Below are 25,766 nucleotides of genomic sequence, written 5' to 3'. Positions count from 1 at the left end.
GTAAGGATCGCGCCGGGATCTCGCGGCGAAACGGCAAGAATTTTGCCGATCGTGTCCAGAGGGGAGGTGCGGTCAGGCGCGGCGTACGGCGACCGGCTCGACCACGCCGAACCCGCGGACGGGTCGCGCGGGCAGCGGCCGGGCCTCGATCTGGTCGGCCGGAAGGAGGTCGGCCGTCGCCTGGTCAACGATGATCCGGTTGCGCCGAGCGACCTGGGTGAGCCGAGCAGCGAGGTTCACGGGAGGACCGAAGACGTCGCCCAGGCGCAGCACCACGCCGCCCGTGGCGAGGCCGACGCGCACGTCCGGCATCCGGGGATCGCGGCCGATCACGTTGATGATGCCCTCGGCCGTCGCGAAGGCGGCCATCGGATCGTCGTTCACGAAGAGCACGGCGTCGCCCATGCTCTTGATCATCCGGCCCTTCTCACGGTTGATGACGTCGCCGCAGCGGGCCTCGAAGATGTCGACCAGTTCGCCGATCCGCTCGCGGGTCACCTCGTTGGACAGCGCCGTGAAACCGACGATGTCGGCGAAGCCGACGCAGAGGTCGGTGGTGTGCGGATCCGAGTCGATGGCGCGCACCGACTGCATGCGGACCACGGCAGCGGCCAGATGGCGGCGCCAGGCATAGAGGAGCAGGTCCTCGAAGCGGGTGCCGAACCGGTCGATCACCCACTCCGTGGGGTCCTCGCCGGCACCCGTCGCCTGCTCCACGAATGCCTCGTTGACGTTGTGGACCAGCTCGCCGACCTCCCAGTCGGCCAGGCGCGCCATGGTGAGGCCGACTCCCCGGGCCACGTTGAGCGCACCGTCGAAGTCGATGACTCCTTCGCCGAGAAGGTCGACCATCAGCCCCAGGGCATCGACATCGGCAGCCGTGTACGCACGCTCGTCGCGTTGCTCGGCGAAGCCGAGGGTGCGCCACAGCCTCCGGGCCTTCTCGAGCGGCAACCCTGCGAGTTCGGCCGCCTCGACAGCAGTGTGTTTCGGGTCCTCCCCGAGGAGCCTGCGCTCGGGGCCGTTCTCAGACACCTTCGTCCCGGCGGACCTCCGGTCCGCGGTGCAGGCCGTGGAGGAGTTCGTTGAGCTGGCGCTGCGCGGCCTCGACGTGCGGGATGTCGTTGAGCCGGACCAGACCGTTGGTCGAGGCATCCGCAATCAGCAGGCTGCCGCAGCCGAACGGGCGGTCGATCAGGTTGATCTCGATCGAGATGTCGCTGACCCGGGCCAGCGGGATGTCGTGGCCGCGGCGGGTCAGGATGCCGTTGCGCGTGATCAGTCGCCGGTCGGTGAACGCGTGGACGGTGGTCAGCCAGACGAAGAAGGGCCGGACCGTGAACCACAGGATGCCGAGCAGCGCCAGCACCCACACGATGTAGGTGAGCGTCTGCTGGAAGCCGTCGTTCTCGAGTTTCACCTGCGCGACGACGGCGATCGCCAGGAACAGCACCAGCAGCAGGATCGGCACGAACAGCGCCTTGGGGTGCTGACGGGTGCTGATGATGAGTCGCTCGCCGGGGTTCAGCAGCTTCTTCGAGATGGCCACGAGGTGATCATCCCACCCCCGCCCCGATCCGCCAGTCCCGATCGGGCACAGACCACGGTGCGCTCAGGGGGCGGGGTCGGCGTTCCTGACGTGGATGACGTCGCCCGCACCGACCAGTTCCTTGCCACCATCCGCCTTCTCGACGACCAGACGACCGTGCTCGTCGACGTCCACGGCGCGTCCCAGGAGCTCGCCACCGCCGGGCACTTCCACGCGCACGTCGCGACCCAACGTCACGCAGTGGGAGCGGTACGACGTCGCCAGTCGCGCCGTCCCGAGGTCGCCGCCGGCCTGCCAGACGTCGTACCCCTCACGAATGGCGACCACCACCTCGAGCAGCACCTGGGTGCGATCGGGCGCGCCGGGTGCGGCGATGGCAAGACTCGTCGCGGTCGGCACCGGAAGTTCGTCGGCCGTGGTGTCGACGTTGATCCCGACACCGACCACAGCGGCCGGACCCTCGGGCGTGTCGATCCGCTCGACGAGAATCCCGGCGACCTTGCGGTCGCCGTCGAGGAGTACGTCGTTGGGCCACTTCACCCGGGCGTCGTACCCGCGGGAGGTGATCGCCTTGGCGACGTTGTGGCCGACGAGGAGCGGCAGCCACGGCCAGACCGCGGGCGGAACCGTCGGGCGCAGCACGATCGAGAAGGTCACCGCCGTGCCCGGGGGCGTGTCCCAGGTCCGGTCGAGGCGACCACGACCGGCGACCTGGTGGTCCGCGACGACGACGAGCCCCTCCGCGGCGCCCGCCCGGGCGCGCTCGGCAGCCACCTGGTTGGTCGACGGTGCCTCAGCCAGGAGTTCCAGGCTGAGATCGGGGTGGAGCGCGAAGGCACTCGACAACCGTTGGGCGTCGAGTGGTCCACGAGCAGGGCGCTGGGTCGGGCTGGCCGTCACGGGCACTACCCTTGCGCAGCAGACGCCCTGAGGAAACCCCCGGGGTGTTCCGAAGGAGGAGGCCACCGTGACCGCGCAGCCCGAGCCGGCAGAGATCGACATCCACACCACCGCCGGCAAGCTCGCCGATCTGGAGCGTCGTACCCACGAGGCCGTGCACGCGCCGGCCGCCAAGGCGCAGGAGAAGCAGCACGCCAAGGGTCGCAAGACGGCCCGCGAGCGGATCGCGATGCTCTTCGACGAGGGCTCGTTCGTCGAACTCGACGAATACGCCCGGCACCGGTCGACCGCCTTCGGTCTCGAGAAGACCCGCCCGTACGGCGACGGCGTCATCACCGGCTACGGCACCGTCGACGGCCGCCAGGTCTGCGTGTTCTCGCAGGACTTCACCGTCTTCGGTGGCTCGCTCGGCGAGGTCTACGGCGAGAAGATCACCAAGGTCATGGACCTGGCGATGAAGGCCGGTTGCCCGATCGTCGGCATCAACGAAGGCGCCGGCGCCCGTATCCAGGAGGGCGTCGTCTCGCTCGGCCTGTACGGCGAGATCTTCCGCCGCAACGTCCACGCCTCCGGCGTGATCCCCCAGATCTCGATGATCATGGGCAACTGCGCGGGTGGCCACGTCTACTCGCCCGCCGTCACCGACTTCACGATCATGGTCGACCAGACCTCCGCGATGTTCATCACCGGACCTGACGTCATCAAGACCGTCACCGGTGAGGACGTCACGATGGAGGACCTCGGTGGTGCGCGCACGCACAACACCAAGTCCGGCAACGCCCACTACATGGCCGCCGACGAGGAAGACGCCGTCGAGTACGTCAAGGCGCTGCTGTCCTTCCTGCCGCAGAACAACCTCGACGAGGCGCCGTCGTACGACGAGGTCGCCGACCTCGAGCCGTCGGATGCCGACATCGCGCTGGACGTCCTGATCCCGGACAGCCCCAACCAGCCCTACGACATGCACGACGTCATCACCACGATCCTCGATGACGCCGACTTCCTCGAGGTGCAGCCGCTCTTCGCGCCGAACATCATCATTGGCTACGGCCGCGTCGAGGGCCGTCCCGTCGGTGTCGTCGCGAACCAGCCGATGCAGTTCGCCGGTTGCCTCGACATCGACGCGTCCGAGAAGGCTGCCCGCTTCATCCGCACCTGCGACGCGTTCAACATCCCGGTGCTGACGTTCGTCGACGTGCCCGGCTTCCTGCCCGGCACCGACCAGGAGTGGACCGGCATCATCCGCCGTGGCGCGAAGCTGATCTACGCCTACGCCGAAGCGACCGTCCCGCTCGTCACGATCATCACGCGCAAGGCCTACGGCGGCGCGTACGACGTCATGGGCTCCAAGCACCTCGGTGCCGACATCAACCTGTCGTGGCCGACCGGCCAGATCGCCGTCATGGGCGCGCAGGGTGCCGCGAACATCATCCACCGCAAGGAACTGGCTGCTGTCGAGTCCGCGGGCGGTGACGTGGAAGCACGTCGCGCCGAGCTGATCGACGAGTACGAGACCACGCTGGCGAACCCGTTCATCGCTGCCGAGCGCGGCTACATCGACGGCGTGATCATGCCGCGCGAGACGCGCGCCGAGGTCATCAAGGCGCTGCGCCTGCTCCGTACGAAGCGGGAGACGTTGCCGCCCAAGAAGCACGGGAACATCCCGCTGTGAGCGACGAGTCAGTGGTCGAGCCCGGCGAGACCCCGGTGGTCGAGGCAGCCCCGCTGCTCCGGATCATCACGCCGTCCACCACCCCGGAGGAGGTCGCCGCGATCGTCGCGGTGTTCTCCGCCCTGGGCGGCGACGCACCGGCCGAGGAGCCGGTGAAGTCGGAGTGGGCCTCGCCCGCGCGCAAGCTGCGCACCTACCCCGGGCGCGCCCCCGCGCACGGTCGGGGCGCCTGGCGCGCCAGCGCGCTGCCGCGCTGACGACGGGCCAACGCACGACTCCCATGACCTCACAAGTCATGGTTCGCGGGACCGTCGCGAGGCACGATGACGGCATGAACCCCCTCATCGCCCTCGGGGCCGCCGGGTACGCCGGCCTCGGCATCGTGTCCTTCCTCAAGCCGTCCGTGGTGCCGGCCTCCACCGGCCTCACCGCGCCGAACGCCGACTCCCGCACCGAGATCCGTGCGGTGTACGGGGGCCTGCCGCTCGGCCTGGCCGCCGCGCTGATCGCGAACCCGAACTCTGCGACCGCAGTCGGGATCGCCACGGCCGGCATGGCAGCCGGCCGCGCAGCGTCGTCTGCCTTCGAGGGCCGGCCGAGTCCGAACATGGCGGGCTTCATCGCACTCGAGACGGCCGCGGCCGCGGCACTCCTGATCGGCGCACGCCGCAGCGCCCGGACCACCTGAGGCGGACCGGGCGCTGAGCGGGGACGGAACGGCGGGGATCAGGCGAAGAAGACCCGCAGGTCGCTGACCACGTCCTGCGGCACCTCCATCGCGGCGAAGTGGCCGCCCGCAGCGAACTCCGACCAGTGCTGGATGTTCGCGTTGTCGCGCTCGGCGAGCGAGCGGATGGTCTGGAAGTCGTCCTTGAAGACCGCGACCCCGATCCGGCCCTGGCTGACCACCGGCTCGGCACCGGAGCGCGTCTCCTCGTAGTGGTAGCGCGCGGCCGAACCGTAGGTGTTGGTCAGCCAGTAGAGCGTGGCCTGGGCGAGCACCTGCTCCGGCTTGACCAGGCTGGTGCCATTGCCGAAGCTCTCGAACAGCTCGCTGTAGGCGAGCACCGCGACCGGGGAGTCAGCGAGACCGGCGGCCACCGTCTGCGGCCGGCTGCCGTTCATCGCGTTGTAGCCGCCGACCGACTGGAACCACTGCATGTGCTCGAGGGCGGCGTACTCCTTGGGGCCGAAGTTCTCGAACTCCGACGGGTCTCCCGACGGAAACGAGAACAGGTGCAGGACGTGCGCACCGAGGAAACCCTCGGGGTTGATCACGGCGAGTTCGCGGCCGACCATCGCGCCGCCGTCGCTGCCGTGCACGCCGTAGGCGTCGTAGCCCAGGCGGCGCATCAGGACGTCGTACGCCTCCGCGACCCTCTTCATCGTCCAGCCGGTGTCGACCACCGGGGTCGACCAGCCGAACCCGGGCATCGACGGTACGACGACGTGGAAGGCGTCTTCGGCCTTGCCGCCGTGAGCCTCGGGGTCGACCAGCGGACCGATCACGTCGAGGAAGTCGATGATCGAGCCGGGGTAGGTGTGCGCGAGCAGGAGCGGCGTCGCGCCCTCGACCTCGGAGCGGACGTGCAGGAAGTGGATCCGCTGGCCGTCGATCTCGGTGACGTAACCGGCGCGCTCGTTGATCCGCGCCTCGGTGGCACGCCAGTCGTAGGACTTCCACTGCTCGACCATGTCGCGCAGGTAGGACTCCGGGGTGCCGTACTCCCACGAGTCGCCGGGGACGGCCGGGGCGAACCGGGTGCGCTCGAGCCGGGCCTGCAGGTCGTCGAGGTCGGCCTGGGGAACGTCGATCTTGAAGGGGGTGATCTGCTCGGTCATCGTCTTGCCTCTCGGTTGTGGTGGGCCTTGGTGGGGGTGGCCCTTCCTCTTGAAACAGACGTTATGAGGCAATCCGGAACCCTTCGTTCCTGTTAAATCACCGACGTGAAGAAAACTTCAGGACGGGTCCTGGAACTCCTCGGACTGCTCCAGACGCGCGCCGAATGGACTGCACCCGAGCTCGCCGAGAGGCTCGGGGTGACCGACCGGACCGTGCGCAACGACATGGGTCGGCTACGCGAGCTCGGCTATCCGATCGAGGCCGAGCGCGGTCGCGCGGGCCATTACCGGCTGGGCGTCGGTGCGAAGTTGCCGCCGCTGCTGCTCGACGACGAGGAGGCCGTGGCAGTGGCCGTGGGGCTGCGCACGGTCACCGGCGTCGCGGGCTTCGAGGACAGCGGTGCTCGGGCGCTGACCAAGCTGGAGCACGTGTTGCCCGACCGGTTACGGCGCCAGATCGGCAGTCTGCGCGACGCCACCGAGGCCGGCCCGGTCAACACCGACTCGAACGTCGAGGACCCCGAGGTCGACCCCGGCGTCCTCACCGAGATCGCGGCGGCGATCCGCGACCATCGCGGCCTGCGGGTCTTCTACCGCCGCGACGACACGGACGAACGGATCGAGTTCGAGCCCTACAAGATGGTGGCCTGGCAGCGGCGCTGGTTCGTCGTGGGCCGCGATCCGTCCACGGGTGACTGGTCGCCGTACCGGGTGGACTGGCTGACGCTCCGTCTGCCCGGCGGGCGCAACTTCACGCCCGCTCCCCTGCCGGGCGACCTGACCGAACTCGTCGTACGCGAGGTCGCCCGCACCGGCTGGGCCGTGCACGCCCGTCTGGTGATCGACGCACCCGCCGACGACGTCCTCGCCCGGATCAATCCGGCGGTCGGCGTGGTCGAGGCGCGCGACGACGGGCGCAGCGTCCTGGTCACGGGCGGCGACAGCCTGGAGATCGTCGCCGTGTGGATCGGCATGCTCGGCCTGGACTTCACCGTCGAGTCGCCTCCGGCCCTCGTGGACCACCTCCGCGTGTTGGCCGACCGATATGCGCGTGCCCTTGTCGGCAGCGCACCCTAGGGTTCCCGTCATGACGCGACTCGTGGACGCCCGTACTGACCAATTCGTCGAGGACGTGGCCGCACTCGATCCCCTGACCGCGACCTACGCCGGCATCCCCGGCCACGAGCACGAACTGCCGGACTTCTCGCCTGACGGCTTCGCGGCGAGCGAGGAGTTGCACCGCAGGGCCCTGGCCGACGTCGCGGCGATCGAAGCGAGCGACGCCCGCGAGCAGGTCGCCAAGGACGCCTTCCTCGAACGCGTCGGACTCACCGTCGAGCGCGCGGACGCCCGCATCGACCGCAGCGAGTTCTCGGTCATCAGCAGTGCCATCCACGCGGTCCGCGAGATCTTCGACCTGATGCCGACCGGGAGCACCGAGGAGTGGGAGGCGATCGGGCAGCGACTCAGCGCCGTTCCCGCTGCCCTCGCCGGCTACCGCGCCACTCTGCTGGAGGAGGCCGACGCCGGCCGCGTCTCCGCCCGTCGGCAGTACGTCGAAGTGGCCAGCCAGGTGCGCGGCTGGACCGGTCAGGAAGGCACGGCCGGTGACTACTTCCAGCAGGCCGTCAGCGCCGCACCCGACGCGCTCAAGCCGGCCTTGACCCGCGCGGCCGAAGCCGCCTCGTCGTCGTACGCCGAGTTCGGCCGGTTCATCGAGACCGACCTCCAGCCCCGCGGGCGCGAGACCGACGGAGTGGGCCGCGAGGCCTACTCCCTCGCGTCGCGATACTTCCTGGGCGCCACCGTCGACCTCGAGGAGACCTACGCGTGGGGCTGGGAGGAACTCAAGCGCATCGAGGACGACATGGCCTCGACCGCCCAGCGCATCGTCACCGGCGGCTCGGTGGCCGATGCGGTGGCCGCGCTCGACGCCGATCCCGCCCGCGACTGCGGAAGCCGTGAGGCCTTCCAGGCGTGGATGCAGGCGAAGTCCGACGCGATCCTCGCCGACTTCGACGGCGTGCACTTCGACATCGCCGACCCGATCCGCACCCTGAACTGCAAGGTGGCTCCCACCAACGACGGCGGCGCCTGGTACTCCCCGCCCACCGAGGACTTCTCCCGCCCCGGCACGATGTGGTTCTCGTTCACCGACGACCACAAGCAGTACTCCACGTGGCGCGAGACGACCACCGTCTTCCACGAAGGCGTGCCCGGCCACCACCTGCAGTGCGCCCAGGTCGTCCACCAGGCCGAGTTGCTGAACCGCTGGCAACGATTGCTGTGCTGGGTCAGCGGCCACGGCGAGGGGTGGGCGCTGTACGCCGAACGGCTGATGGACGAGCTCGGCTACTTCGCCGATCCGGGCGACCGGCTCGGCTTCCTCGACATGCAGGGCTTCCGGGCAGCACGGGTGATCGTCGACATCGGCGTGCACCTCGGGCTGACCATCCCGAAGGACAACCCGTTCGGCTGGCGGGGTGGCGAGGTCTGGGACGCCGACCGGGTCTTCGAGTTCATGCGCGCCCACTCCCGGATGGACGACGGATCGCTGAAGTTCGAGGTCAACCGGTACCTCGGCTGGCCGGGCCAGGCGCCGTCGTACAAGGTCGGAGAACGGATCTGGCTCGACGCCCGGGCCGATGCGCAGGCCCGCCACGGCTCGGCGTTCGACCTCAAGGCCTTCCACACTGCGGCGCTCGACCTCGGTTCGCTCGGGCTGGACCCGCTGAAGGCCGCGCTCGCCAGGCTCTGAGCCAGGCCGACCCGATGATCCGGCTCGATCGACAGCAGGCCCGGCGGATTGCCGTCCGGGCACAACTGCTGGACGCATGGCGCCCGGAGTCCCTGGTGGCCACCGTCGATCACCTGACGTTGCTGCAGATCGACCCGACCGCCGCGATCGCACCGAACGTCGACCTGGTCGCGTGGTCGCGGCTCGGCGCCGGCTACTCCCCCTCGGACCTGCGCTTCGCCCTCGAGGAGGAGCGCTCGCTCATCGAGCACGGTTCCTACGTCCGGGTCATGGACGACGTCGTCCTCGCCCTGGCAACGGTCCGTCGCTGGGGCCGCCACGACCGTGCCCTGCAGTGGATGGAGGCCAACGCCGCCTTCCGGGCGGACGTCCTGGCGCGGGTGCGCGACACCGGCCCCGTGATCGCCAGCGAGGTGCCCGACACCGCGGTCGAGCCGTGGCAGTCGACGGGCTGGACCAACGACAAGAACGTCGTGCTCATGCTGGAGTTCCTGATGATGTTCGGCGAACTGGCCATCAGCGGTCGGCGGGGCCGGCTCCGCTGCTTCGACCTGGCCGAGCGTGTCCACCCGACCGACCTGACCCTTCCGTCCTACGAGGACGCGTGTGCCGAGCTCGCCGGCCGGCGGCTTGCCTCTCTCGGCATCGCCCGCGCCCGGCCCGCCGCCCAGTTCTCCGAGTTCGTGGAGGTGGGCGAGACCGGCGAGGAGGCCGAGGTGGAGGGTGTCGCGGGGACGTGGCGGGTCGACACCGACGCCCTCGCAGCCTCCGAGGAACCGTTCGAGGGCCGGTGTGCGCTGCTGTCGCCGTTCGACCGCCTCCTCCACGACCGCGACCGGGCGCAGGAGCTGTTCGAGTTCGAGTACGTCCTGGAGATGTACAAGCCGGCCGCGAAGCGCCGCTGGGGCTACTTCGCCCTCCCGATCCTGTACGACGACCGGCTGGTCGGGAAGCTCGACGCGAAGGCCGATCGCAAGACCCGGACGCTGCGGGTGCACGCCGTCCACGAGGACTTCATGTGGGATCCGGCCATCGGAGATGCCGTCGACGCCGAGGTGCAAGCGCTCGCCGACTGGCTGGGTATGGAGGTCACCCGAGGCTGACAGCCTGGCCCGGTCAGAACGGCTCGATGTCGTCGACCAGCCAGGTGCCGTCGACCTGGCGCAGCGTCACGGTCACCCGGTTCTGGCTGACCTTCACCGGCTCCGAGCCCTTGTCGATGCCGTCGCTGCGCACGAGCACCTGGTCGAGGAAGGCCAGGCACGTGGCAGCGTCGCCGTCGCTCGTGGCCAGTCCCGCGCCGCGCACGACGGCCCGGGTCACGACCTTCTTCGCGGTCGCGTCCTTCGTGGTGGTCTTCTCGAACGTGTCGCGGAACCGCTTGCCGAACTCGTCGGTCATCAGCGCGGTGGCCCGGTCGAGGCCTTCGGCCAACGAGCGGTGGTCGTAGCTGAGCGCGGTGGCCAGGCCCTGCGCGCACGCACCGACCGGCTTCTCACCGTCTTCGGGCAGCGAACCGATGACGTAGCTGCCGTCCTTCTCGGCCGCAGGCTCCTTGTGGGTCGGCTCGTCGCGGGTGGCGAACCAGCCGACCGCAGCGGCGACCACGAGCACGACAGCGAGGAGGACCTGGTCGAGCCGCTTCATCGGACTTCCTCGATCGCCGAGACGAGCCAGGCGCCGTCGACGCGGTCGACGGTGACACGCAGTCGGACCCGCTTGTCCTGGGTCTTGACGCCCTTGGCCGACGAGGTCACGTCCAGGGCGACGAGCACCTTCGCCGTGTCCGTGCCTGCGTACTCCACGGCGGCGCCGCCCCTGGGCGCGCTGGCCGAGGAGACAACTTCCTGCTCGACGGCGCTGGCCACGACCGTGTCGCGCTCGCCGGCGTAGTCCTTCTTGAGCTTGCCCGTGGCGAGTGCGAGGACCCGGTCGACGTCCGCGTCGGCGGTGCTGTGGTCGAGGGTGAAGAAGTTCGTGGCCTCTTCCTTCGCGACCGCGACGGCGCCGTCATCCCACGTGTCGCGGTCCTGGTTCCAGAGCACCGCCGCGATCACCAGCAGGGCGACCAAGGCGACGGCGAGCAGCCCCGTCGGTACCGATTTCCGCATGCTCAGCTCCTTCATTGCGCGCCACCCTGTTGCAGCAGCCACGCCAGTCCCGCGTCGCCCTTCGGCGGCGGGGTGCCGGTCGTCCCGGTGAGGCGGAACGTGCTGCCGTCCGGGGCGACCATCAGTTCGGTCTGTTCGTCGTACACAGCCAGGCCCCAACCGGGCGCTCCGCGGTACAGGCCCTCGCGGCTCGTCGCGTTCTGCGAACCCCGCACGTTCGGGCCAAGGGGGTCGTACGGCGACGCGGTGCAGCCGGCCTTCATGTTCGGCTCCTCGTCGGCGGCCTCACGACGTCCGCCCTTCATCGGCGCTCCGTCGGGGCGGTAGCGGTTGGTGTCCTCGTACCCCTTCGTGCAGGGGTGGTACGGCGCCATTCCGGGCGCCTCGGGCAGTTGCAGGGCGATGTGTCCACTGACCCGGGGGTTTCCTTCTGCGTCGTAGTCGCAGGTCGCCTCCACCCCGGTCCCGTCCGCGTTGAGGTGGGTGCAGTAGCGGGCGGCGGTCGCGCCGATCTCGACGGCCCACGGGAAGACCACCATCGTCTTGCGGACCGACGGCAGGCGCTCGGCGAAGACGGCGTTGAGGCCGGTGAGGTTGTCGAGCAGGACCGGCAGGGACTTCTCGGTGTCGACCAGCAGCCCGGTCACCTGGGCGCTGGCACTGGCGCCGTCGGTGAAGAGGCCGGCCAGTTCGGGGTTGAGCTTCCGGAACGCCTCCAGCAACGGCGCGAGCTCGCTGAGGTACGCGGTGGTCTGCGGTCCGAGCTCGGCCTGGGTGTCGAGCACGATCCGGGCGTCGTCGATCAGGCCGGTGAGCGAGTCGATGTTCTCGAGCGAGGTGCGGGTGAGTTCGTTCGTCCCGTCGATGAGACGACCGAGATCAGGTCCCATCCCGGACACGGCCGTCGACAACTCCTCGAGCACGGTCGCCAGGTCGTCGGTCGGAATCGAGCCAGCCAGGGCATCGAGGTGGCCGATGAGCTGCTCGACGCGCAGGGGCGCCAGCGTCCGGGACACCGGGATCGTGTCGCCATCGGCGAGGACGGGTCCGCCTGCGGTCCGCGGGATCAGCTCGACGTACTGCTCGCCGATCGCGGACTTGTTGCCGATGCGTGCGGTGACGTCCGTGGGGATCTCGACGCCTTCGTCGATCGCCAGCACCACCCTGGACGTGGAGTCCGGCCCCGGCAGGACCTCGCGGACCGTGCCGACCCGAGTGCCGAGCAGGTCGACGTCGGCGCGGGGGTAGATGCCGCCGGCGTAGGAGAACTCCGCGTTCACCTCGTACGGCGGGTTGAACACCTCGTCGACGTCGAAGAACCGGACGGCGCCGTACACGAGCGCAGCGAGGGTCACGACCAGGAAGATCGCGAGCTGGATCCTTGTGAGTCGAGTCGTCACTGGGCGTTCCTCTGCAGCAGACCGACCAGCAACGGGTCGAGCACGTCGAGGCCCAGCCCGGGCAGGTCGAGTCCGGGGATCTCGATCGGCAGTCCGGGAGTTGCTCCCGGGGTGACACCGGGGTTCGGCGTACCGGCGGGCAGTGCCGCCGTGCGCAGCAGGGCGTCGAGGCTGTCGACGTCGAGCTCGAAGTCGATGTAGATGCCGCCGTAGTCGCCCTTGAACGCCTGCAACTGGTTGCTCGGAATCGGGAAGGTCGCGATCCGTTCCAGGGTGCGTGACAGTTCGTCACCCGCCGAGACCAGCTGGGCGAGGACGGGGTCGAGGTGCTTGAGGCCTGCGACCGTGTTGGCCTTGGCGTTCGCGATCAACGGCAGCGCCGTCGCGGACAGGTCCTGCAACTGACGCAGGAGCTTGACCAGTCGAGGCCGCTGGCGGTCAAGGACCGCGAGCCCCTCGGGGATCGCGTCGAGGGCGTCGCCGATGGTCGCGCGCTGACTGGCCAGCTTGCGGCTGAGCCGGTCTACGGACTCGAGCGTTGCGGTGATCGCGCTGCGGTTGCGGTTGAGCGGACCGACGACGGAGTTGAGGCCGTCGACGGTGGCACCCAGGTCGGACCCCTTGAGGGCAGCGGTCAGCTCCCGGGTGATGGTGGCGACGTTGGACAGCCCGCCCCCGTTGATGACCTGCGAGAAGGCACCCAGCACCATTTCGGCGTTCGGGTCGACCCGGGTGGTCGCGGCCGGAAGGATCGCACCCTCCTTCAGGACGCCGGCCGGGGCCTGACCCTCGGGTACGTCGAGCGACACGAACCGCTCACCCAGGAGGCTGGTCTCGCGGATCGTGGCAGTGACGTTGGCCGGGAGTTCGACGTCGTGGCGGATCCGGCACACGACCTCGGCGGCGAGGTCCTCGTCGAGCTCCACCGACTCGACGCTCCCGATGACGGTGTCGTTGGCCCGGCAGGTCTCCTTCGCCACCAGGTTGGTGGCATCAGCGAACACGACGGTGACCGGGTAGGTGTCCCCCGTCGTGCCACCGGGGAGCGGCAGGCTGTCGGCACCGCTGTAGTCACAGCCTGCCAGCAGCAGGCTGGAGGCCACGGCGACCAGCGCGACGCAGCGCATCACCGGGCACCCCCGATGAGCTGCTCGAGCGTTTCGGCCGACGGCGAGAGTTCGCCGCGGCCGATCTGGGTGATGAGTGACCCCAGGCTTCCGACCGAACGGAGGGCGTTGCAGAAGGCTGCCAACTCGCTTGCCTGCTGGGCAGGCAGGGCCGTGCACAAGGCGGTCAACGCCGAGGTCATCTGCATGTCCAGCCCCTCGAGCGAGGCGGTCCGCATGGCGATCGAGCCGGCCCGGGCGCCGATCGGGGTGAGTTCCGGGTGGGCCGGGTCCCAGTTCTGCGGGACGTAGATGTTGCCCAGGCTGGTGATGCCGACCGGCGCGAGGTCGAGCAGCTTGGCGAGCGTCGTGCTGTGCTTGTCGAGGATCGACGTGACGTCAGCGAGGTCGTCGACCGTCCTGCCCAACTCGTCGCGGTTCGCGCGGATGAACGTGTTCACGTCAGCCAGGGCCGTCCGCAGCGACGTCACGGCACCATCGATGCCCTTGGTCTGGCCGTTGAGCACGGTCGCCACCTTGACGAGGTTGGCCACCAGGCGGCGCATCTGGCGGTCCTTGCCGGCGAGCGTGTGGGTGATCGTGTTGAGGTTCTCGACCGTGCCCGTCATGTCCCCGGAACTGGTGGCCAGCGTGGTCACGGCGTCCGCCATCTCGCGGATCGTCTGGTTGTAGAGGGCACCGCGGCCGTTGAGGTTCTCAGCCGTTGCCGTGATGAGGTCCGACAGCGCACCGTCCTTGTTGGCGCCGGTGGGGCCGAGGGCCGTGGTGAGGTCGTCGAGGCTCGAGTAGACCTCGTCGAGCTCCATGGGGACGCCGGTGTTCGCCTGCTCGAGGCCCGCGCCGTCGGCGAGGACGGGCCCGGATTCGTAGACCGGTGCCAGCTGGACGAACCGGTCGCCGACGATCGACGGCGGCACGATCAGCGCGTGGACGTCGGCGGGCAGTTCGAGGTCCTTGTCGTACGACATGGTCACCTCGACCTCGGTGCCCTTGACCTCGATCGACTCGACCTTGCCGACCGCGACGCCGAGCACCTTGACCTTCGCCCCCTCGTAGAGGCTGGTGGTGCTCGCGAACCTGGCGGTCAGGGTCTTGTCGCTGCCGTCATCGATGGCGGCGCCGCTGGAAGCCAGCACCACGCCGACCACGCCGACCAGTGCGAGTCGCTTCACTGTCGTCTTCCCGATCACTGCGTTCCTCCGGGGACCTCGAGGGGCAGGCACGGTGTCGACTTCCCGGTAGCGGCCTCGTTGAGCGGGGTCAGCACGGTGTCCAGCAGCGCCGACAGGTCGTTGTCGGAGTCCTTGGCGCAGAGCGTCGCCAGGGTGGGGAACTTCACCCACGAGTCGAACCAGCGGCCACTACCACCGACCGATACGAACTCGCGCGCATAGGACAGGCCGTACTTCATCGTGTCGTCGATCTGCTGACGGTTCTTCTTGAGGACTTCGAGCACCGCATCGAGCTGCGTGAGGGCCTTCTCGAGGCCCTCTTCGTTGTCCGTGACCAGGCCGCTGATCTGCTGGGCGAGGCCCCGGGTGTCGCGAATGATCGCGGTGATCACCGCACGCCGATCGGCAAGCACCTGGAGGACGTCGTCGGTGCCGGTGAGCAGTTCAGCCAACTCCTTGTCGCGGTCGGCCACGACTCCGGACACCTGGTGGGTGCGGGAGAAGAGCTCGGTGATCTCTTCGTCGCGCGAGGAGATCGCGAGCGAGAGCCGGCTCAGGCCGTTCAGCGTCTGGGTCGTCTCGGGTGTGGTCGCCCCGAGCGTCTCGGTGAGTGCATCGAAGGCCTCGGCGACCTGGCCGGTGTCGATCTCCTGGATCTGGCCGCTCAGCTGCTCGAACGCCGGAACGATGTTGAGTGGGGTCGAGGTCCGCGCAAGGGGAATCGTCGATCCCTCCGCCAGTTCGCCGTGTCCGTTGGGGCTCAGCCGCAGGAAGTGCTGGCCGAGCAAGGTCTTCACCTCGATGCCCGCCGTCGTGTCGTCGCCCATGTCGACGCCCTTGACGGTGAACGTGACGAGCACCAAGGTGTCGGCCAGTTCGATCGAGTCGACCTGGCCGACCTTGATCCCCGCCACGCGGACCTCTTCGCCGGCGACCAGACCGGCCGCGTCGGTGAACTCGGCCTGATAGGTCTCGCCGCCACCCACGAGGGGCAACCGCTGGAAGTTCACGGCTGCGGCAAGGAGAACCGCGATGCCGGCGAGGCCGACGAGTGCGGCCCGCACCTTGGCCCAGTCACTCGGACTCTGCTTGGTCATTGCTCGATCCCCCCGGCGCAGACCGTGTTCTTGTCGGTCACCGCGACGGAGGGAGTTCCCAACGTCACCGCTCCGTTGAGCAGCTGCACCTCGGCGGACAGGCCGCACAGGTAGTAGTTGAACCACGACCCGTATGAACCGGCGCGGGTGAGCACCTTGAGGCGCTCCGGCGTGATGTTCAAGGAGTCCTCGAGGTCACCCCGCGTGTCGTGGAGCTGGCCCGAGAGGACCTTGAGCGAGTCGACGTCCTTCTTGAGCGGGCCCCGGACGTCGGCGATGGCGTCCGTCGTACCCGCGAGCAACCTGGCCAGGTCGGGCAGGGCGGCCTCGATGGTGTCGCTGTTCTTCGACAGGCCGGTCATCAGGTCGCGGAACTCCACGATCAGTGCGGTGAGCTTGCCGTCACGGGTGCCGACGGTCTCCAGCACCGTGTTGAGGTTGGTGACCACGTCGCCGATGACCGCGTCGCGGTCGGCGATCGTGTTGGTCAGCTGCCCGGTGTCGCGCATGAAGGCCGCCAGGTCGGTGGATTCGCCCTGGAGTGCGCGGACCAACTGGAAGCTGAAGTCATTGAGCTGCTTCGGCTCGAGCGCCCGGAAGAGCGGCTGGAAACCGTTGAAGAGCTCGGTGAGGTTGAGGGCCGGCGTCGTCTGCGAAGCCGGGAAGGTGCCGCCGTCGGCCATCTTCTCCTGGCCCTCGGGCGATTCGGAGATCGAGAGGTAGCGCTGGCCGACGATGTTCTCGTAGCGCAACTGCAGCTGGGCGTCGGCGTAGATCGGCACGGTGTCCTCGACCGTGAACTCGACCCGGGCCAGGTGCGTCCCGTTCGGTCCGTCGACGATCTCAAGGCCGCGGACCGAGCCGACCTCCACCCCGGACAGCCGGACCCGGTCGCCCTTGAACACGCTCGTTGCGTCGGAGAACAGCGCGTAGTAGGTACGGCTGTCGACGAAGGAGATGTTGCCGATCAGGGTCGCCAGCACGCCGATGAGAACCGTGGTGATCGTGCCGAAGGCCACCAGCTTGTACGCCGAAGAGGGGATCCTGGAGCGATGGGTGGATGTCATGGTGCCCGGACCTCTCCGTCGGCGATGAGGGGCAGGACGAGGAGCTCGGCGTAGGTCGGGACGTCCTCGTTGTGCACGCCCAGCGCCCGTGCAGCCTTCGCCCGAGCCATGCCTTCACGGGCCTCCTGGATGGCCGCGGCCAGGTCAGGCACGGCGGGCCGGGCCGCCGGCTTCGCGGACTCCACGGACTCCACGGACTCCTGCAGGTCGTACACCCAAGGCGCGTACTCGGGGCAGTGCGGCTTCCAGTTCGGAACCCAGCTCGGGAGCGTGCTGGCGTGGGCGTCGCTGAGGGGGTTCGAGGGCAGGTCGTTGGGCGCGGTGTACGGCTTGTTGGCCGTGACCATGTCGATGGTGAGGTCGATGAACGAACCGCGGGACCCGACGGACTCGTTGGCGAGGATGTCCCCGGTGTGCAACGCCTCGAGGAAGCAACCGAGGCCCGGCGAGTACTCATCCAGCAGTGCGAGGACGGCGCGCGAGTCCCCCGCCAACCGGACGATGCGGTCGTCGTTCTCCTCGAGCACCTGATCGGTCTTCTTCACCGACAACAGCGCCTGGTCGAGGAACTCGCCCATCGACCGCTCGTCGGGCACGAGGAGGTCCGTCGAGATGCCGGTCGAGGCGTCGAGGACGCGCATCAGGTTGTCCGCCGCCCCGGCGTACACGTCCGACACCTCGGCGAACTGACGCAGGTCGTAAACCAGCGTCTCCATGTGCGGATCGAGCTCGCCGGTGAGCTGTTCGAGCTGGGTCAGGGTGACGGCGAGCTTCTCGCCGCGGCCGTCGAGCGCGTCGGCCAGCGCGGCCAGGGTGACCGAGAGCCGCTCGGGCTTGAGCGCCTGCAGCACCGGCACCAGCTTGCTGAACATCGCGCCGATCTCGACCGACGTCTTCGACTGTTCGATCACGCCCCCATCAGCGATCGGCGTGGTCGAGGCCTGCGGCGGCACCCGGAGGTCGACGTACTTCTCACCGAAGAGGGTCTTGGGCACGATCGCCGCATCGATGTTCGCGGGGATCAGGGAGACCTTGTCGGGGTCGATCTCGAGGATCACCCTGGCGGCCTCGCCGGTGGAGACGACCTCGCGGACCACGCCGACCCGCAGGCCCTGGAGCTTCACGTCGGAGTTCGGGTTCAGTTCGAGGCCCGGCGTGGTCGTGGTGAGCGAGACCTCGACCGCGTCCTGCCAGGGCATCGACTTGTTGTAGACACCGATGCTCGTCGCGATGAGCGCGGTCAGGACCGCGATGTAGACGAGCCCGAGTAGAGGGCGCGCGTGAGGACTCGGCGGCCTGCTCATCCTGCTATCCGCACCGTCGTACTCGACCCCCACAGGGCGAGGCTGAGGAAGAAGTCGGCGATCACGATCATCACCAGCGAGAGGCGGACCGCGCGTCCGACGGCGACGCCCACCCCGGCCGGGCCGCCGCTGGCCGTGAAGCCGTAGTAGCAGCAGATGAGCGTGAGGATCACCGCGAACACCAGCACCTTGCCGAACGAATAGAGCACATCGATCGGTGGCAGGAAGAGCGTGAAGTAGTGGTCATAGGTGCCGGGCGTGAGGCCGTAGTAGTAGACCGACACCGCCTGGGTCGCCGCGTACGTCCCGATCAGGCCGACCAGGTAGAGCGGGATCACCGCGACGAAGCTGGCGATGACGCGCGTGGTGACGAGGTAGGGAATCGACGGGATCGCCATCACCTCGACGGCATCGATCTCCTCGCTGATCCGCATCGCACCCAACTGGGCCGTGAAGCCGGCACCGACCGTGGCCACGAGTGCGTTCGAGGCGATCAGGGGCGCCACCTCACGTGTGTTGAAGTACGCCGACAGGAAGCCGACGTACGGCTGGATACCGACCTGCTTCAGGCCCTGGTAGCCCACCAGGCCGACGACCGAGCCGACGGCCAGCACCTCGAAGACAATGATCCCGAGCGTGCCGCCGACCATCACGAGCGCGCCGCGACCGAGGCTGACCTCGGCGAGCAACCGGTAGACCTCGCCGCGGTAGCGCGTCAACGCCTTCGGGATGCCGCCGAGGGCCTTGCCGTAGAAGGCGACCTGGTCGCCGAGTTCGCCGAGCGCCTGGTGCGTCGCTCGGACAGCGGTGGTGATCGGGTTGCTGGTCGACATCACAGCCCCTTCGGCGGGACGAGCTGGAAGTAGACCAGCGTCAGGACCGCGTTGGCGACGAACAGGAGCACGAACGAGATGACGACGGACTGGTTGACGCCGGCACCGACACCCGCAGGCCCGCCCTTGGCGTTGACGCCCTGGTGGCAGGCGACGATGCCGGCGATGGCTCCGAAGATGAACGCCTTGATCTCACCGACCCAGAGGTCCGGCAGCTGGGCAAGGGCCGTGAAGGCGTGGACGTACGCGCCGGGCGACCCGCCCTGGACGAGCACGTTGAAGCCGTAGCCACCGGCGACACCGACGGTGGTGGCCACGCCGTTGAGCAGCACGGCGATGACCGCCATCGCGAGGACGCGGGGCACCACCAACCGCTGGATCACCGAGATGCCGAGCACCTCCATCGCGTCCAGCTCCTCGCGCACCTTGCGGGAGCCGAGGTCGGCCGCCACGGCCGTGCCCGCTGCGCCGGCGACGATGACCACCGTGGCCACCGGGCCCGCCTGCTGCACGATGCCGACGACCGACACCGCCCCGGTGAACGAGCGCGCGCCGAGCTGGTTGAACAGGGAGCCGATCTGCAGGCTCAGCACTGCCCCGAACGGGATGGTGATGGCCATCGTGGGGAGCAGCGAGACGCGGGTGACGAACCATGCCTGGTCGGAGAACTCACGCCACTGGAAGGGGCGCTGGAAGAGCGCTCGCACGACCTGGGCAGTGAACTGGAAGAGGTCACCGATGGGCAGTAGCGGTCTGGCCGCAGACGGTACCTCCCGCCCAGCGTTGGCAATTGCCACGACTGACCCCCCGGTTCGATCCTTGTTGACATACCGCCAACGAGGACTTGTGACCAACGTTACGGGTTAAGTTGGCAGTTGACAACAAACTCCAAAATGGGCGGTACGGCCCACGACCCGCCCACTACGGTGACGGCATGCGCCCGCGTCTGATCGATGACGATCACCTGCTCGACCAGCTCCTCGCGGCGTTTGCTGACCTCGGCTTCGACGGTGCGTCGATCCGCGCCATCTGCCGGCACCTGGGCGTCAGCCACAACATGGTCTACCAGCGCTACCCGTCCAAGGACGCCGCCTGGACGGCCGCCGTCGACCACGCCTTCGCCCGGCTGACCGCGGCCCTGTTCGCCCCACTCGACGAGGACCTCGAGCCCGAGGAGGCGCTGCGGACCCTGATGCGCCGCTGGGTCGACGTCACCCTCGAGCAACCCACCCTGGCCCGGATCATCCACCAGGAGTCGGCCCGCCCCGGCCCGCGCTTCGACTACATGTACGACCGGTACATCGGCCCGGTCCAGGAGACCGCACGCGCAGCCATCCTCGAGCAGCAACAGCTCGGAAACGCCCGCCCCGGCCCGCTCTCCGCGGCCTACTTCTTCCTCACCACCTGGGGCCTCGGCGGCATCGCCAGCTCCCAGGCCCTGGCCGTGCGCGCCGGCGCCGACGGCGATGACCCGCGCGAGGCCGCCTACCTCGCGATCGACATCGTGATCCGCGGCACGCTGCTCTGACAACCGATCCCCGCACCCACCCCGTCCTGAGGGGTGGAGGTGGTGAAATGCGCGAGGCTGTCCCCGTGCTCGTCAACGAGAAACCCGGCGCTGCGCCGACATTCGAGGAGTACGTCGCCGCACGCAGTCGGGCGCTGTGGCGCAGCGCATGGCTGCTGACCGGCGACCGCCACAAGGCCGAGGACCTCGTCCAGACCGCCCTGATGAAGTGTTGGGGTCGCTGGGACCGGATCGACGGCGGTGCCGTCGATGCCTATGTACGACGAACGATGCTCACCACCTACACCGACTGGTGGCGGCGACGCTGGAACGGCGAGGTGCCCACGGGCACGCTGCCCGACCGGCCGTCCTCTGGTGACGCCGATGCCGGGGTGCGCCAGGACGTGCTCGTCGCGCTGGCCAGCCTTCCGCGCGGACAGCGAGCGGTCGTCGTACTCCGGTTCTTCGACGACCTCTCCGAGGCCCAGACCGCCGAGGCGCTGGGGATCAGCGCCGGCACGGTCAAGAGCCAGACCTCACGCGCCCTGCGCGCCCTCCGCACATCCGGACTCCTGGAGGACTCCCATGAATGAAGAGACCCAGCTCCGCGGCCTGCTGCAGGCCGCAGTCCCCGACGACGCCTCGAGCCTCGACCCGCAGACAGTCAGCACGGCCGCCCGTCGTGCGCGCCACCGCAACCGCCTGGTCGGCCTCGGCGCCGCGGCCGCGACGGTCGCCGTGATCGGCGCTGCCGCCGTCGTCTCCACCCAGGGCCCGGACGCCGATCGTGCCGCCGACGACACCGAGACCACCGCGCCGTACGACGCCCCGGCCTGCCCGGCGACCCTGCCCGAGCTCGCCGACGCGAGCCAGACGACCGGCACCCTCGACGGCCTCACGAGCGTCCGCTTCTGCCCCGACCTCGACGGCGGCATGGCACAGCCCCTGTCAACAACTGACCAGAGCAGGGTGCTCGGCGGCATGGACGCTCTTGTCGAGGACCTCGACGGATTCCTTGCCGACCTGGCCGACCTGCCTGCACCCGATCCGGCCCGCTGCGCCGCGATCTCGGTCCTCAACACCCGCCAGTCCCTGATGTTCACGATGGGCAACCGGACCACACTCGTCCCCACGACGTTCTGCGGCACCATTGCGGTCGAGGGTCACGAAGTCGACGGTGGCGACCTCCTCAACGCCTTCCTTGGAGCTCTCGACAAGCAACGCGACGACCTCGCATACCACCGCGACTACACCGGCCCTCTGGGCTGCGAGCAGGCTCCCGCCGCGAGCCCCGTCAAGCCGGGACGCGAAGGCCTCGTCGCCGCGGTTCGGTGCTCACCGACCGGCGAGGCCACGCCGCTGACGGCTGCCCAGCTGGCCGCGCTCGACACCGCCTGGCAGGACCCGAGCGAAGTGGAGGGCGAGAGCTGCCTGGCGTCGGAGCCGTCGTCGTTCCTCGTGGTGGCCACCGACCACGGAGACGTCATCCGGCTGGTCGACAGTGTCTGCGGCGTCCTCACGTGGGACGGCTGGGCACCCGGAATGAACGCCACCCTTCCGACCACCCTGGGCGCTCTCGGACTGGGCTGACCGGGCGTCAGACCCCGATCTTGCCGACGTCCTCCGGCTTGCCCTCGAAGTAGCTGTCCAGCACCCACTGCACTCGCCGGTCACCCCACCGCAGCAGCCGGTCCTGCCCGCCGGGGAGCCGGCCGAACACGCGATACCTCATTGTGTTGAGCGCGACGAGGTAGGTGTGGGCCCACGGCGGCCGCATCGGGAGGCCGAGTTCGCGCATGCTCTCCGGACCGAGGAACACGGTCAGCATCGAGAGCAGCCGCTCCCGCTCGTAGCGACCGCGCATCCCCTGCAACAACCCCGGGACGCCGGGGTAGGTGCGTTCGGTCTGCGTCGCGACGACGGCCTGGGCGAGCTTCGGCCCGGCCTCGGAGATGGGGCCCTGGGCGAGGAGCACGTGGTAGTCGATCCGGTGACGTTCCCACTCGTCATCGACGAGGAACTCGTCGGCGACGCCGATCAACCAGCCGACGTACTTCCACAGGTGCATGAGGGCCCGGGAATCGCGCTTCCCGATCGACACCCCGAGCGCCCGGGAGCCGATCAGGAGCACGCCGTCGAAGAGACCCAGCGTCGATGCCTGGTCGGCCTGGTTGATCGGCAGTCCCCATCGCGCCGTGTCCCACTGCGGCTCGAACGAGTGGTTGACCATCGCGTGCATCAGCCGGACGTGCACGGTGAGCCGCCAGGCCTCACCGGCGGCGGCGCCGTCACGCGGCGGCGTCAGCGCGCCGGGCCGCGGCAGCGCCGCACCCCACTTCTGCGTCTCGGCCAGCCGGCGCAGGGTCGCGCCGCCGGTCAGCGCGCCGGTGGCCACCAGCAGGTCGGTCGGCCCACCGAAGCGGTAGCCGCCGACCAGGGACAACTGGAGCAGCACGTCCTGGGCGTTCTGCCCGAGGCGCCGGAAGACCCGGGCACCCTCCTCGACGAGGTCGCGATCGAGCCAGTCCGGCTCCGCCTCGACCATCGAGAAGAACTCCACGAGCGCCGGGGGTGCGTCAGGCACCGACCCGACGCCGTACTCCATGGCCTGGCGGGCCTGCTCCATCGTGACCCGGCCGGGGGCACCTGCTCGCAATCGGATCGCGTCCGCGAGCCGCGCTCCCGGCTCGTCGCGCTCCATCATCGCCTCGCCGATCCGGGTCAGGAGTGCGTCGTCGACGTCCTTCACGCGACCGATCAGCTTCAGCGGGCGGCCGAGACGGCGGTTGCGGTCGCCGCCCGCCTTGAAGCGGGACGGGGTGGTGCCGGACCAGGACCCGTGGGGGGTGACAGCAGCTTCAGCGCTCATGGTTCATTGTGACGCGAGCATTTACTCGTGTTCAACTCGCGAATGTCAGCCTGCTTGCTGCCGAAAGGGGAGGCATGAACGGAGTGGACCGCCTGCTGCTCGCGATCCAGCAGCTCTCGCTCGCCGCCGACCTCGACGACGTCCAGGCCGTCATCCGCAGTGCGGCGCGCGAACTCGCCCACTGTGACGGCGCCACGTTCGTCCTGCGGGACGGCGAGCAGTGCTTCTACGCCGACGAGGACGCGATCGAGCCGCTCTGGAAGGGCCTGCGCTTTCCCCTCGAGGCCTGCATCAGCGGCTGGGCGATGCTGCACGGCACCCACGTCGTCATCCCCGACATCTACGCCGATCCGCGCATTCCGTTCGAGGCGTACCGGCCGACGTTCGTGAAGAGCCTGGTGATGATGCCCGTGCGCTCGATCGACCCGATCGCCGCCATCGGCGCCTACTGGGCCGACACCCACGAAGCCACGGACGAGGAGATCGCGCTGCTCCAGGGACTGGCCAACGCAGCGTCGGTCGCCCTCGACAAGGTGGCGGTCCACACCCAGCTGGTCTCCGCCGTCGAACTGCACGAGACCACCCATCTCCTCGCCATCACCGACGACCTGACCGGGTTGTGGAACCGGCGCGGCTTCCTCGAGCAGGCACGTGTGCGCTGGCGCCAACGCCTCGGCACCTCGGCCGCGGTCGCGTTCATCGACGTCGACGGCCTCAAACTCGTCAACGACCATGGCGGCCACGGGGCCGGCGACGCGCTGATCTGCGAGGTCGCGGAGCTGTTGCGCAACCACCTGCGCGACACCGATGTGATCGCCCGCCTCGGTGGCGACGAGTTCGCCGTGATGAGCCCCGACTTCAGCGCGGACGAACTCCACACCCGACTCGCTCCCGCCCTGGTCAGGCGGGCCAGCATCGGTACCGCGCCGTTGACCTCCATCGACCTGTTGCCCGACGCGCTGCTCAACGCCGACGCCCGGATGTACGACGCCAAGCGGCGCCAGGTGGCAGCCCGCTCCGCCTGACCCGTCTACGCTCGGCCCCGTGCGCAAGGCTCCCCGGCAGGCCCGCTCCCGCGAGATGGTCGAGCGGATCATCACCGCGGGTCGCGCCGTGCTCGTCAAGGACGGGTACGACGCCTTCAGCACCAACCGCGTCGCGACCACCGCGGGGATCAGCCCCGGCTCGCTCTACCAGTACTTCCCGGACAAGACCGCCATCCTCGACGTGGTCATCGACCGCTACTGGGAACAGGTGGCCGAGAGCGTGGCCGCCTCACTGTCCGACCGGATCGGTGGCGCCGGAGAGACCGCGGTGCGCGACACCGCCGACGCGCTCGTCGCCGCACTGGAGGTGGACGCGGAGCTGCTGCGGGTCGTCATCGAAGAACTACCGCTCACCCGCAACAAGGCCCGGCGATCCGTCCTGGAGAAGCGCGTCGGCGACCTGGCGGCGTTCTACTTCGCGGCGCGGCCCGAGAGCAGCCGCCGACCGTCCCCGACCGTCGCGGCCTGGGTGCTGGTGCTGAGCCTCGAGACCCTCGCGACCCGATGGGTGCTCGACCAGCCGGCCAACCTGGCGCGCGACGAACTGCTCGACGAGATGGTGGCCCTCGTCATGGGCTATCTGCAGGCCTGACCCCGGAGCTCGCCGGGGGCGTCAGTTGTGGCGGCCGGTGAGCGCCATGCCGACGCCGAGCCCGATCATCGACGTACCGCCGATGGCGCCGAGGGCGCTCCCCCGGCTCTCGGACGCGACGAACCATTCCCGGGCACGACCAGCGGCCAGCGCCCAGATCGAGTCACACGCCAGGCCGAGCAAGACAGCCAGGCTGCCCAGCGCGAACATCTGCGCGGGCACCGGCGACGACGAGGTCTGGTCGACGAAGGGCGGCAGCATCGCGGCGAAGATCAAGAACCCCTTCGGGTTGCTGACGCCGACGACGAAGCCCTGGCGGATGGCCTTCCAGCCGGTCAGCGAGACCCGGGCGTCGCCGTCCCCCATCCGGAAGTTCTTGCGGTGGCGGAGCGCCTGGACGCCCAGCCAGATCAGGTAGGCGGCGCCTGCGAACTTGATGACGGTGAAGACCAGCATCGACTCCGCGACGATCGCGCCCAGGCCCAGACAGACCAGGGCCATCACCACGAACAGGCCGAGCGTGTTGCCGACGACGCTGGCGAGCGCCACCCGCTGGCCGTAGGACACCGCGCGCCCCACGACGAAGACGACGCTCGGTCCGGGGATGACGATGACGACCAGCGCGGCAAGGCCGAAGCCCAGGAGCTGGTCGAGGCCGACCATCAGTCGACCGTCTCGTTGCCGTCGGAAGCGACATTGTCCTCAGCAGCGGGTACGTCGCCGTACAAGCCCTGTTCCTGGGCCTTGCCCGCCTTGCGCAGGCTGCGCGTGAGGAACCAGCCGATCACGATCACCGACAGGATCAGGAACCCGAAGATCAACGCACCGAGCGGGCCGGCAACGACCTTGTCGTCCTCCGGCGCCTTCTCCTCGACAGCGAGCAGGACGGAGGCCACGGTGACAGCGAGCGCGTGCATGAC

28 protein-coding genes are annotated in these 25,766 nt (G+C 69.3%); 11 read left to right on the top strand and 17 right to left on the bottom strand.

Annotated elements, in window-relative coordinates; genetic code table 11:
- Nucleotides 1-72 precede the first annotated feature (72 nt).
- The 3 genes from HRC28_RS10245 to HRC28_RS10235 form a co-directional block, all read right to left on the bottom strand.
- A complete protein-coding gene (locus tag HRC28_RS10245) occupies nucleotides 73-1,035 on the bottom strand; it encodes an adenylate/guanylate cyclase domain-containing protein (RefSeq protein ID WP_182381005.1) in 963 nt (320 codons plus the stop codon).
- On the bottom strand, nucleotides 1,028-1,549 hold the full coding sequence (locus HRC28_RS10240) for a PH domain-containing protein (protein WP_182379987.1): 522 nt from the start codon (nucleotides 1,547-1,549) through the stop codon (nucleotides 1,028-1,030). Before HRC28_RS10240 ends, HRC28_RS10245 begins: the two co-directional genes overlap by 8 nt.
- Nucleotides 1,550-1,612: 63 nt before the next feature.
- Complete coding sequence (locus tag HRC28_RS10235; RefSeq protein WP_237111779.1) at nucleotides 1,613-2,449, bottom strand: biotin--[acetyl-CoA-carboxylase] ligase; 837 nt, start codon at nucleotides 2,447-2,449, stop codon at nucleotides 1,613-1,615.
- Nucleotides 2,450-2,516: 67 nt separating this feature from the next.
- Between HRC28_RS10235 and HRC28_RS10230 the strand changes: the two genes are divergently transcribed.
- From HRC28_RS10230 to HRC28_RS10220, 3 genes are all read left to right on the top strand, one after another.
- Entirely contained in the window at nucleotides 2,517-4,121 is a 1,605-nt protein-coding gene (locus HRC28_RS10230; RefSeq protein ID WP_182379985.1) for an acyl-CoA carboxylase subunit beta, read from the top strand.
- Entirely contained in the window at nucleotides 4,118-4,378 is a 261-nt protein-coding gene (locus tag HRC28_RS10225; RefSeq protein ID WP_202033289.1) for an acyl-CoA carboxylase subunit epsilon, read from the top strand. Before HRC28_RS10230 ends, HRC28_RS10225 begins: the two co-directional genes overlap by 4 nt.
- 74 nt (nucleotides 4,379-4,452) lie before the next feature.
- Nucleotides 4,453-4,809: a DUF4345 family protein gene (locus HRC28_RS10220; RefSeq protein ID WP_182379984.1), complete on the top strand. Its 357-nt coding sequence runs from the start codon at nucleotides 4,453-4,455 to the stop codon at nucleotides 4,807-4,809.
- A gap of 38 nt (nucleotides 4,810-4,847) precedes the next feature.
- On the opposite strand, the gene HRC28_RS10215 is transcribed toward HRC28_RS10220, so the two are convergent.
- On the bottom strand, nucleotides 4,848-5,963 hold the full coding sequence (locus HRC28_RS10215) for an epoxide hydrolase family protein (protein ID WP_182379983.1): 1,116 nt from the start codon (nucleotides 5,961-5,963) through the stop codon (nucleotides 4,848-4,850).
- Nucleotides 5,964-6,068: 105 nt separating this feature from the next.
- Here HRC28_RS10215 and HRC28_RS10210 point away from each other — a divergent pair, with 105 nt between their 5' ends.
- From HRC28_RS10210 to HRC28_RS10200, 3 genes are read left to right on the top strand one after another with little or no spacing between them, the layout of a single operon-like run.
- Nucleotides 6,069-7,040 carry a WYL domain-containing protein gene (locus tag HRC28_RS10210; protein ID WP_182379982.1) on the top strand — a complete coding sequence of 324 codons (972 nt, stop codon included), beginning with the start codon at nucleotides 6,069-6,071 and terminating at the stop codon, nucleotides 7,038-7,040.
- 10 nt (nucleotides 7,041-7,050) lie between these two features.
- Nucleotides 7,051-8,721, top strand: a complete 1,671-nt coding sequence (locus HRC28_RS10205; protein WP_182379981.1) for a DUF885 domain-containing protein — start codon at nucleotides 7,051-7,053, stop codon at nucleotides 8,719-8,721.
- 14 nt (nucleotides 8,722-8,735) lie between these two features.
- A complete protein-coding gene (locus HRC28_RS10200) occupies nucleotides 8,736-9,824 on the top strand; it encodes a crosslink repair DNA glycosylase YcaQ family protein (RefSeq protein WP_182379980.1) in 1,089 nt (362 codons plus the stop codon).
- 13 nt (nucleotides 9,825-9,837) lie between these two features.
- On the opposite strand, the gene HRC28_RS10195 is transcribed toward HRC28_RS10200, so the two are convergent.
- The 10 genes from HRC28_RS10195 to HRC28_RS10150 are packed head-to-tail and all read right to left on the bottom strand — an operon-like array spanning nucleotide 9,838 to nucleotide 19,578.
- Nucleotides 9,838-10,368: a hypothetical protein gene (locus HRC28_RS10195; RefSeq protein WP_182379979.1), complete on the bottom strand. Its 531-nt coding sequence runs from the start codon at nucleotides 10,366-10,368 to the stop codon at nucleotides 9,838-9,840.
- A complete protein-coding gene (locus HRC28_RS10190) occupies nucleotides 10,365-10,832 on the bottom strand; it encodes a hypothetical protein (RefSeq protein WP_182379978.1) in 468 nt (155 codons plus the stop codon). Before HRC28_RS10190 ends, HRC28_RS10195 begins: the two co-directional genes overlap by 4 nt.
- Nucleotides 10,833-10,843: 11 nt before the next feature.
- Nucleotides 10,844-12,232 (bottom strand): MlaD family protein, encoded by a 1,389-nt coding sequence (locus tag HRC28_RS10185; protein WP_182379977.1) that lies wholly within the window; start codon nucleotides 12,230-12,232, stop codon nucleotides 10,844-10,846.
- Nucleotides 12,229-13,359: an MCE family protein gene (locus HRC28_RS10180; RefSeq protein ID WP_237111848.1), complete on the bottom strand. Its 1,131-nt coding sequence runs from the start codon at nucleotides 13,357-13,359 to the stop codon at nucleotides 12,229-12,231. The genes HRC28_RS10185 and HRC28_RS10180 overlap by 4 nt, the downstream gene beginning before the upstream one ends.
- Nucleotides 13,359-14,531 carry an MCE family protein gene (locus HRC28_RS10175; RefSeq protein WP_182379975.1) on the bottom strand — a complete coding sequence of 391 codons (1,173 nt, stop codon included), beginning with the start codon at nucleotides 14,529-14,531 and terminating at the stop codon, nucleotides 13,359-13,361. The genes HRC28_RS10180 and HRC28_RS10175 overlap by 1 nt, the downstream gene beginning before the upstream one ends.
- 14 nt (nucleotides 14,532-14,545) lie before the next feature.
- Nucleotides 14,546-15,628 (bottom strand): MCE family protein, encoded by a 1,083-nt coding sequence (locus HRC28_RS10170; protein ID WP_182379974.1) that lies wholly within the window; start codon nucleotides 15,626-15,628, stop codon nucleotides 14,546-14,548.
- Nucleotides 15,625-16,695, bottom strand: a complete 1,071-nt coding sequence (locus tag HRC28_RS10165; protein ID WP_182379973.1) for an MCE family protein — start codon at nucleotides 16,693-16,695, stop codon at nucleotides 15,625-15,627. Before HRC28_RS10165 ends, HRC28_RS10170 begins: the two co-directional genes overlap by 4 nt.
- The gene (locus HRC28_RS10160; RefSeq protein WP_182379972.1) at nucleotides 16,692-17,999 is read right to left on the bottom strand and encodes an MCE family protein; all 1,308 of its coding nucleotides are present in this window, start codon (nucleotides 17,997-17,999) and stop codon (nucleotides 16,692-16,694) included. Before HRC28_RS10160 ends, HRC28_RS10165 begins: the two co-directional genes overlap by 4 nt.
- A complete protein-coding gene (locus HRC28_RS10155) occupies nucleotides 17,996-18,832 on the bottom strand; it encodes an ABC transporter permease (RefSeq protein ID WP_182379971.1) in 837 nt (278 codons plus the stop codon). The genes HRC28_RS10160 and HRC28_RS10155 overlap by 4 nt, the downstream gene beginning before the upstream one ends.
- Nucleotides 18,832-19,578 (bottom strand): ABC transporter permease, encoded by a 747-nt coding sequence (locus HRC28_RS10150; protein ID WP_202033405.1) that lies wholly within the window; start codon nucleotides 19,576-19,578, stop codon nucleotides 18,832-18,834. Before HRC28_RS10150 ends, HRC28_RS10155 begins: the two co-directional genes overlap by 1 nt.
- Before the next feature lie 188 nt (nucleotides 19,579-19,766).
- Here HRC28_RS10150 and HRC28_RS10145 point away from each other — a divergent pair, with 188 nt between their 5' ends.
- Genes HRC28_RS10145 through HRC28_RS10135 form a run of 3 tightly spaced genes read left to right on the top strand, consistent with a single transcriptional unit; the run spans nucleotide 19,767 to nucleotide 21,929 of the window.
- Nucleotides 19,767-20,360, top strand: a complete 594-nt coding sequence (locus HRC28_RS10145; protein WP_182379969.1) for a TetR/AcrR family transcriptional regulator — start codon at nucleotides 19,767-19,769, stop codon at nucleotides 20,358-20,360.
- A gap of 47 nt (nucleotides 20,361-20,407) precedes the next feature.
- Nucleotides 20,408-20,932 carry a SigE family RNA polymerase sigma factor gene (locus tag HRC28_RS10140; protein ID WP_182379968.1) on the top strand — a complete coding sequence of 175 codons (525 nt, stop codon included), beginning with the start codon at nucleotides 20,408-20,410 and terminating at the stop codon, nucleotides 20,930-20,932.
- On the top strand, nucleotides 20,925-21,929 hold the full coding sequence (locus HRC28_RS10135; RefSeq protein ID WP_182379967.1) for a hypothetical protein: 1,005 nt from the start codon (nucleotides 20,925-20,927) through the stop codon (nucleotides 21,927-21,929). Before HRC28_RS10140 ends, HRC28_RS10135 begins: the two co-directional genes overlap by 8 nt.
- Nucleotides 21,930-21,936: 7 nt before the next feature.
- Here HRC28_RS10135 and HRC28_RS10130 read toward each other — a convergent pair whose 3' ends face one another.
- Nucleotides 21,937-23,208, bottom strand: coding sequence for an oxygenase MpaB family protein (locus HRC28_RS10130; RefSeq protein ID WP_182379966.1), 1,272 nt, complete (start codon nucleotides 23,206-23,208; stop codon nucleotides 21,937-21,939).
- Nucleotides 23,209-23,282: 74 nt separating this feature from the next.
- Here HRC28_RS10130 and HRC28_RS10125 point away from each other — a divergent pair, with 74 nt between their 5' ends.
- Both HRC28_RS10125 and HRC28_RS10120 read left to right on the top strand, forming a co-directional pair.
- Complete coding sequence (locus HRC28_RS10125) at nucleotides 23,283-24,233, top strand: sensor domain-containing diguanylate cyclase (RefSeq protein ID WP_182379965.1); 951 nt, start codon at nucleotides 23,283-23,285, stop codon at nucleotides 24,231-24,233.
- 19 nt (nucleotides 24,234-24,252) lie between these two features.
- The gene (locus HRC28_RS10120; protein ID WP_202033288.1) at nucleotides 24,253-24,846 is read left to right on the top strand and encodes a TetR/AcrR family transcriptional regulator; all 594 of its coding nucleotides are present in this window, start codon (nucleotides 24,253-24,255) and stop codon (nucleotides 24,844-24,846) included.
- Between the two features lie 21 nt (nucleotides 24,847-24,867).
- Here HRC28_RS10120 and HRC28_RS10115 read toward each other — a convergent pair whose 3' ends face one another.
- Nucleotides 24,868-25,509, bottom strand: coding sequence for a LysE family translocator (locus tag HRC28_RS10115; RefSeq protein ID WP_182379964.1), 642 nt, complete (start codon nucleotides 25,507-25,509; stop codon nucleotides 24,868-24,870).
- Nucleotides 25,509-25,763, bottom strand: coding sequence for a hypothetical protein (locus tag HRC28_RS10110; protein ID WP_182379963.1), 255 nt, complete (start codon nucleotides 25,761-25,763; stop codon nucleotides 25,509-25,511). The genes HRC28_RS10115 and HRC28_RS10110 overlap by 1 nt, the downstream gene beginning before the upstream one ends.
- Between the last annotated feature and the right edge of the window lie 3 nt (nucleotides 25,764-25,766).

This window comes from Nocardioides sp. WS12, from assembly GCF_014108865.1.
Lineage (GTDB): Bacteria > Actinomycetota > Actinomycetes > Propionibacteriales > Nocardioidaceae > Nocardioides.
This window is presented reverse-complemented; position numbering and strand designations above follow the sequence as displayed.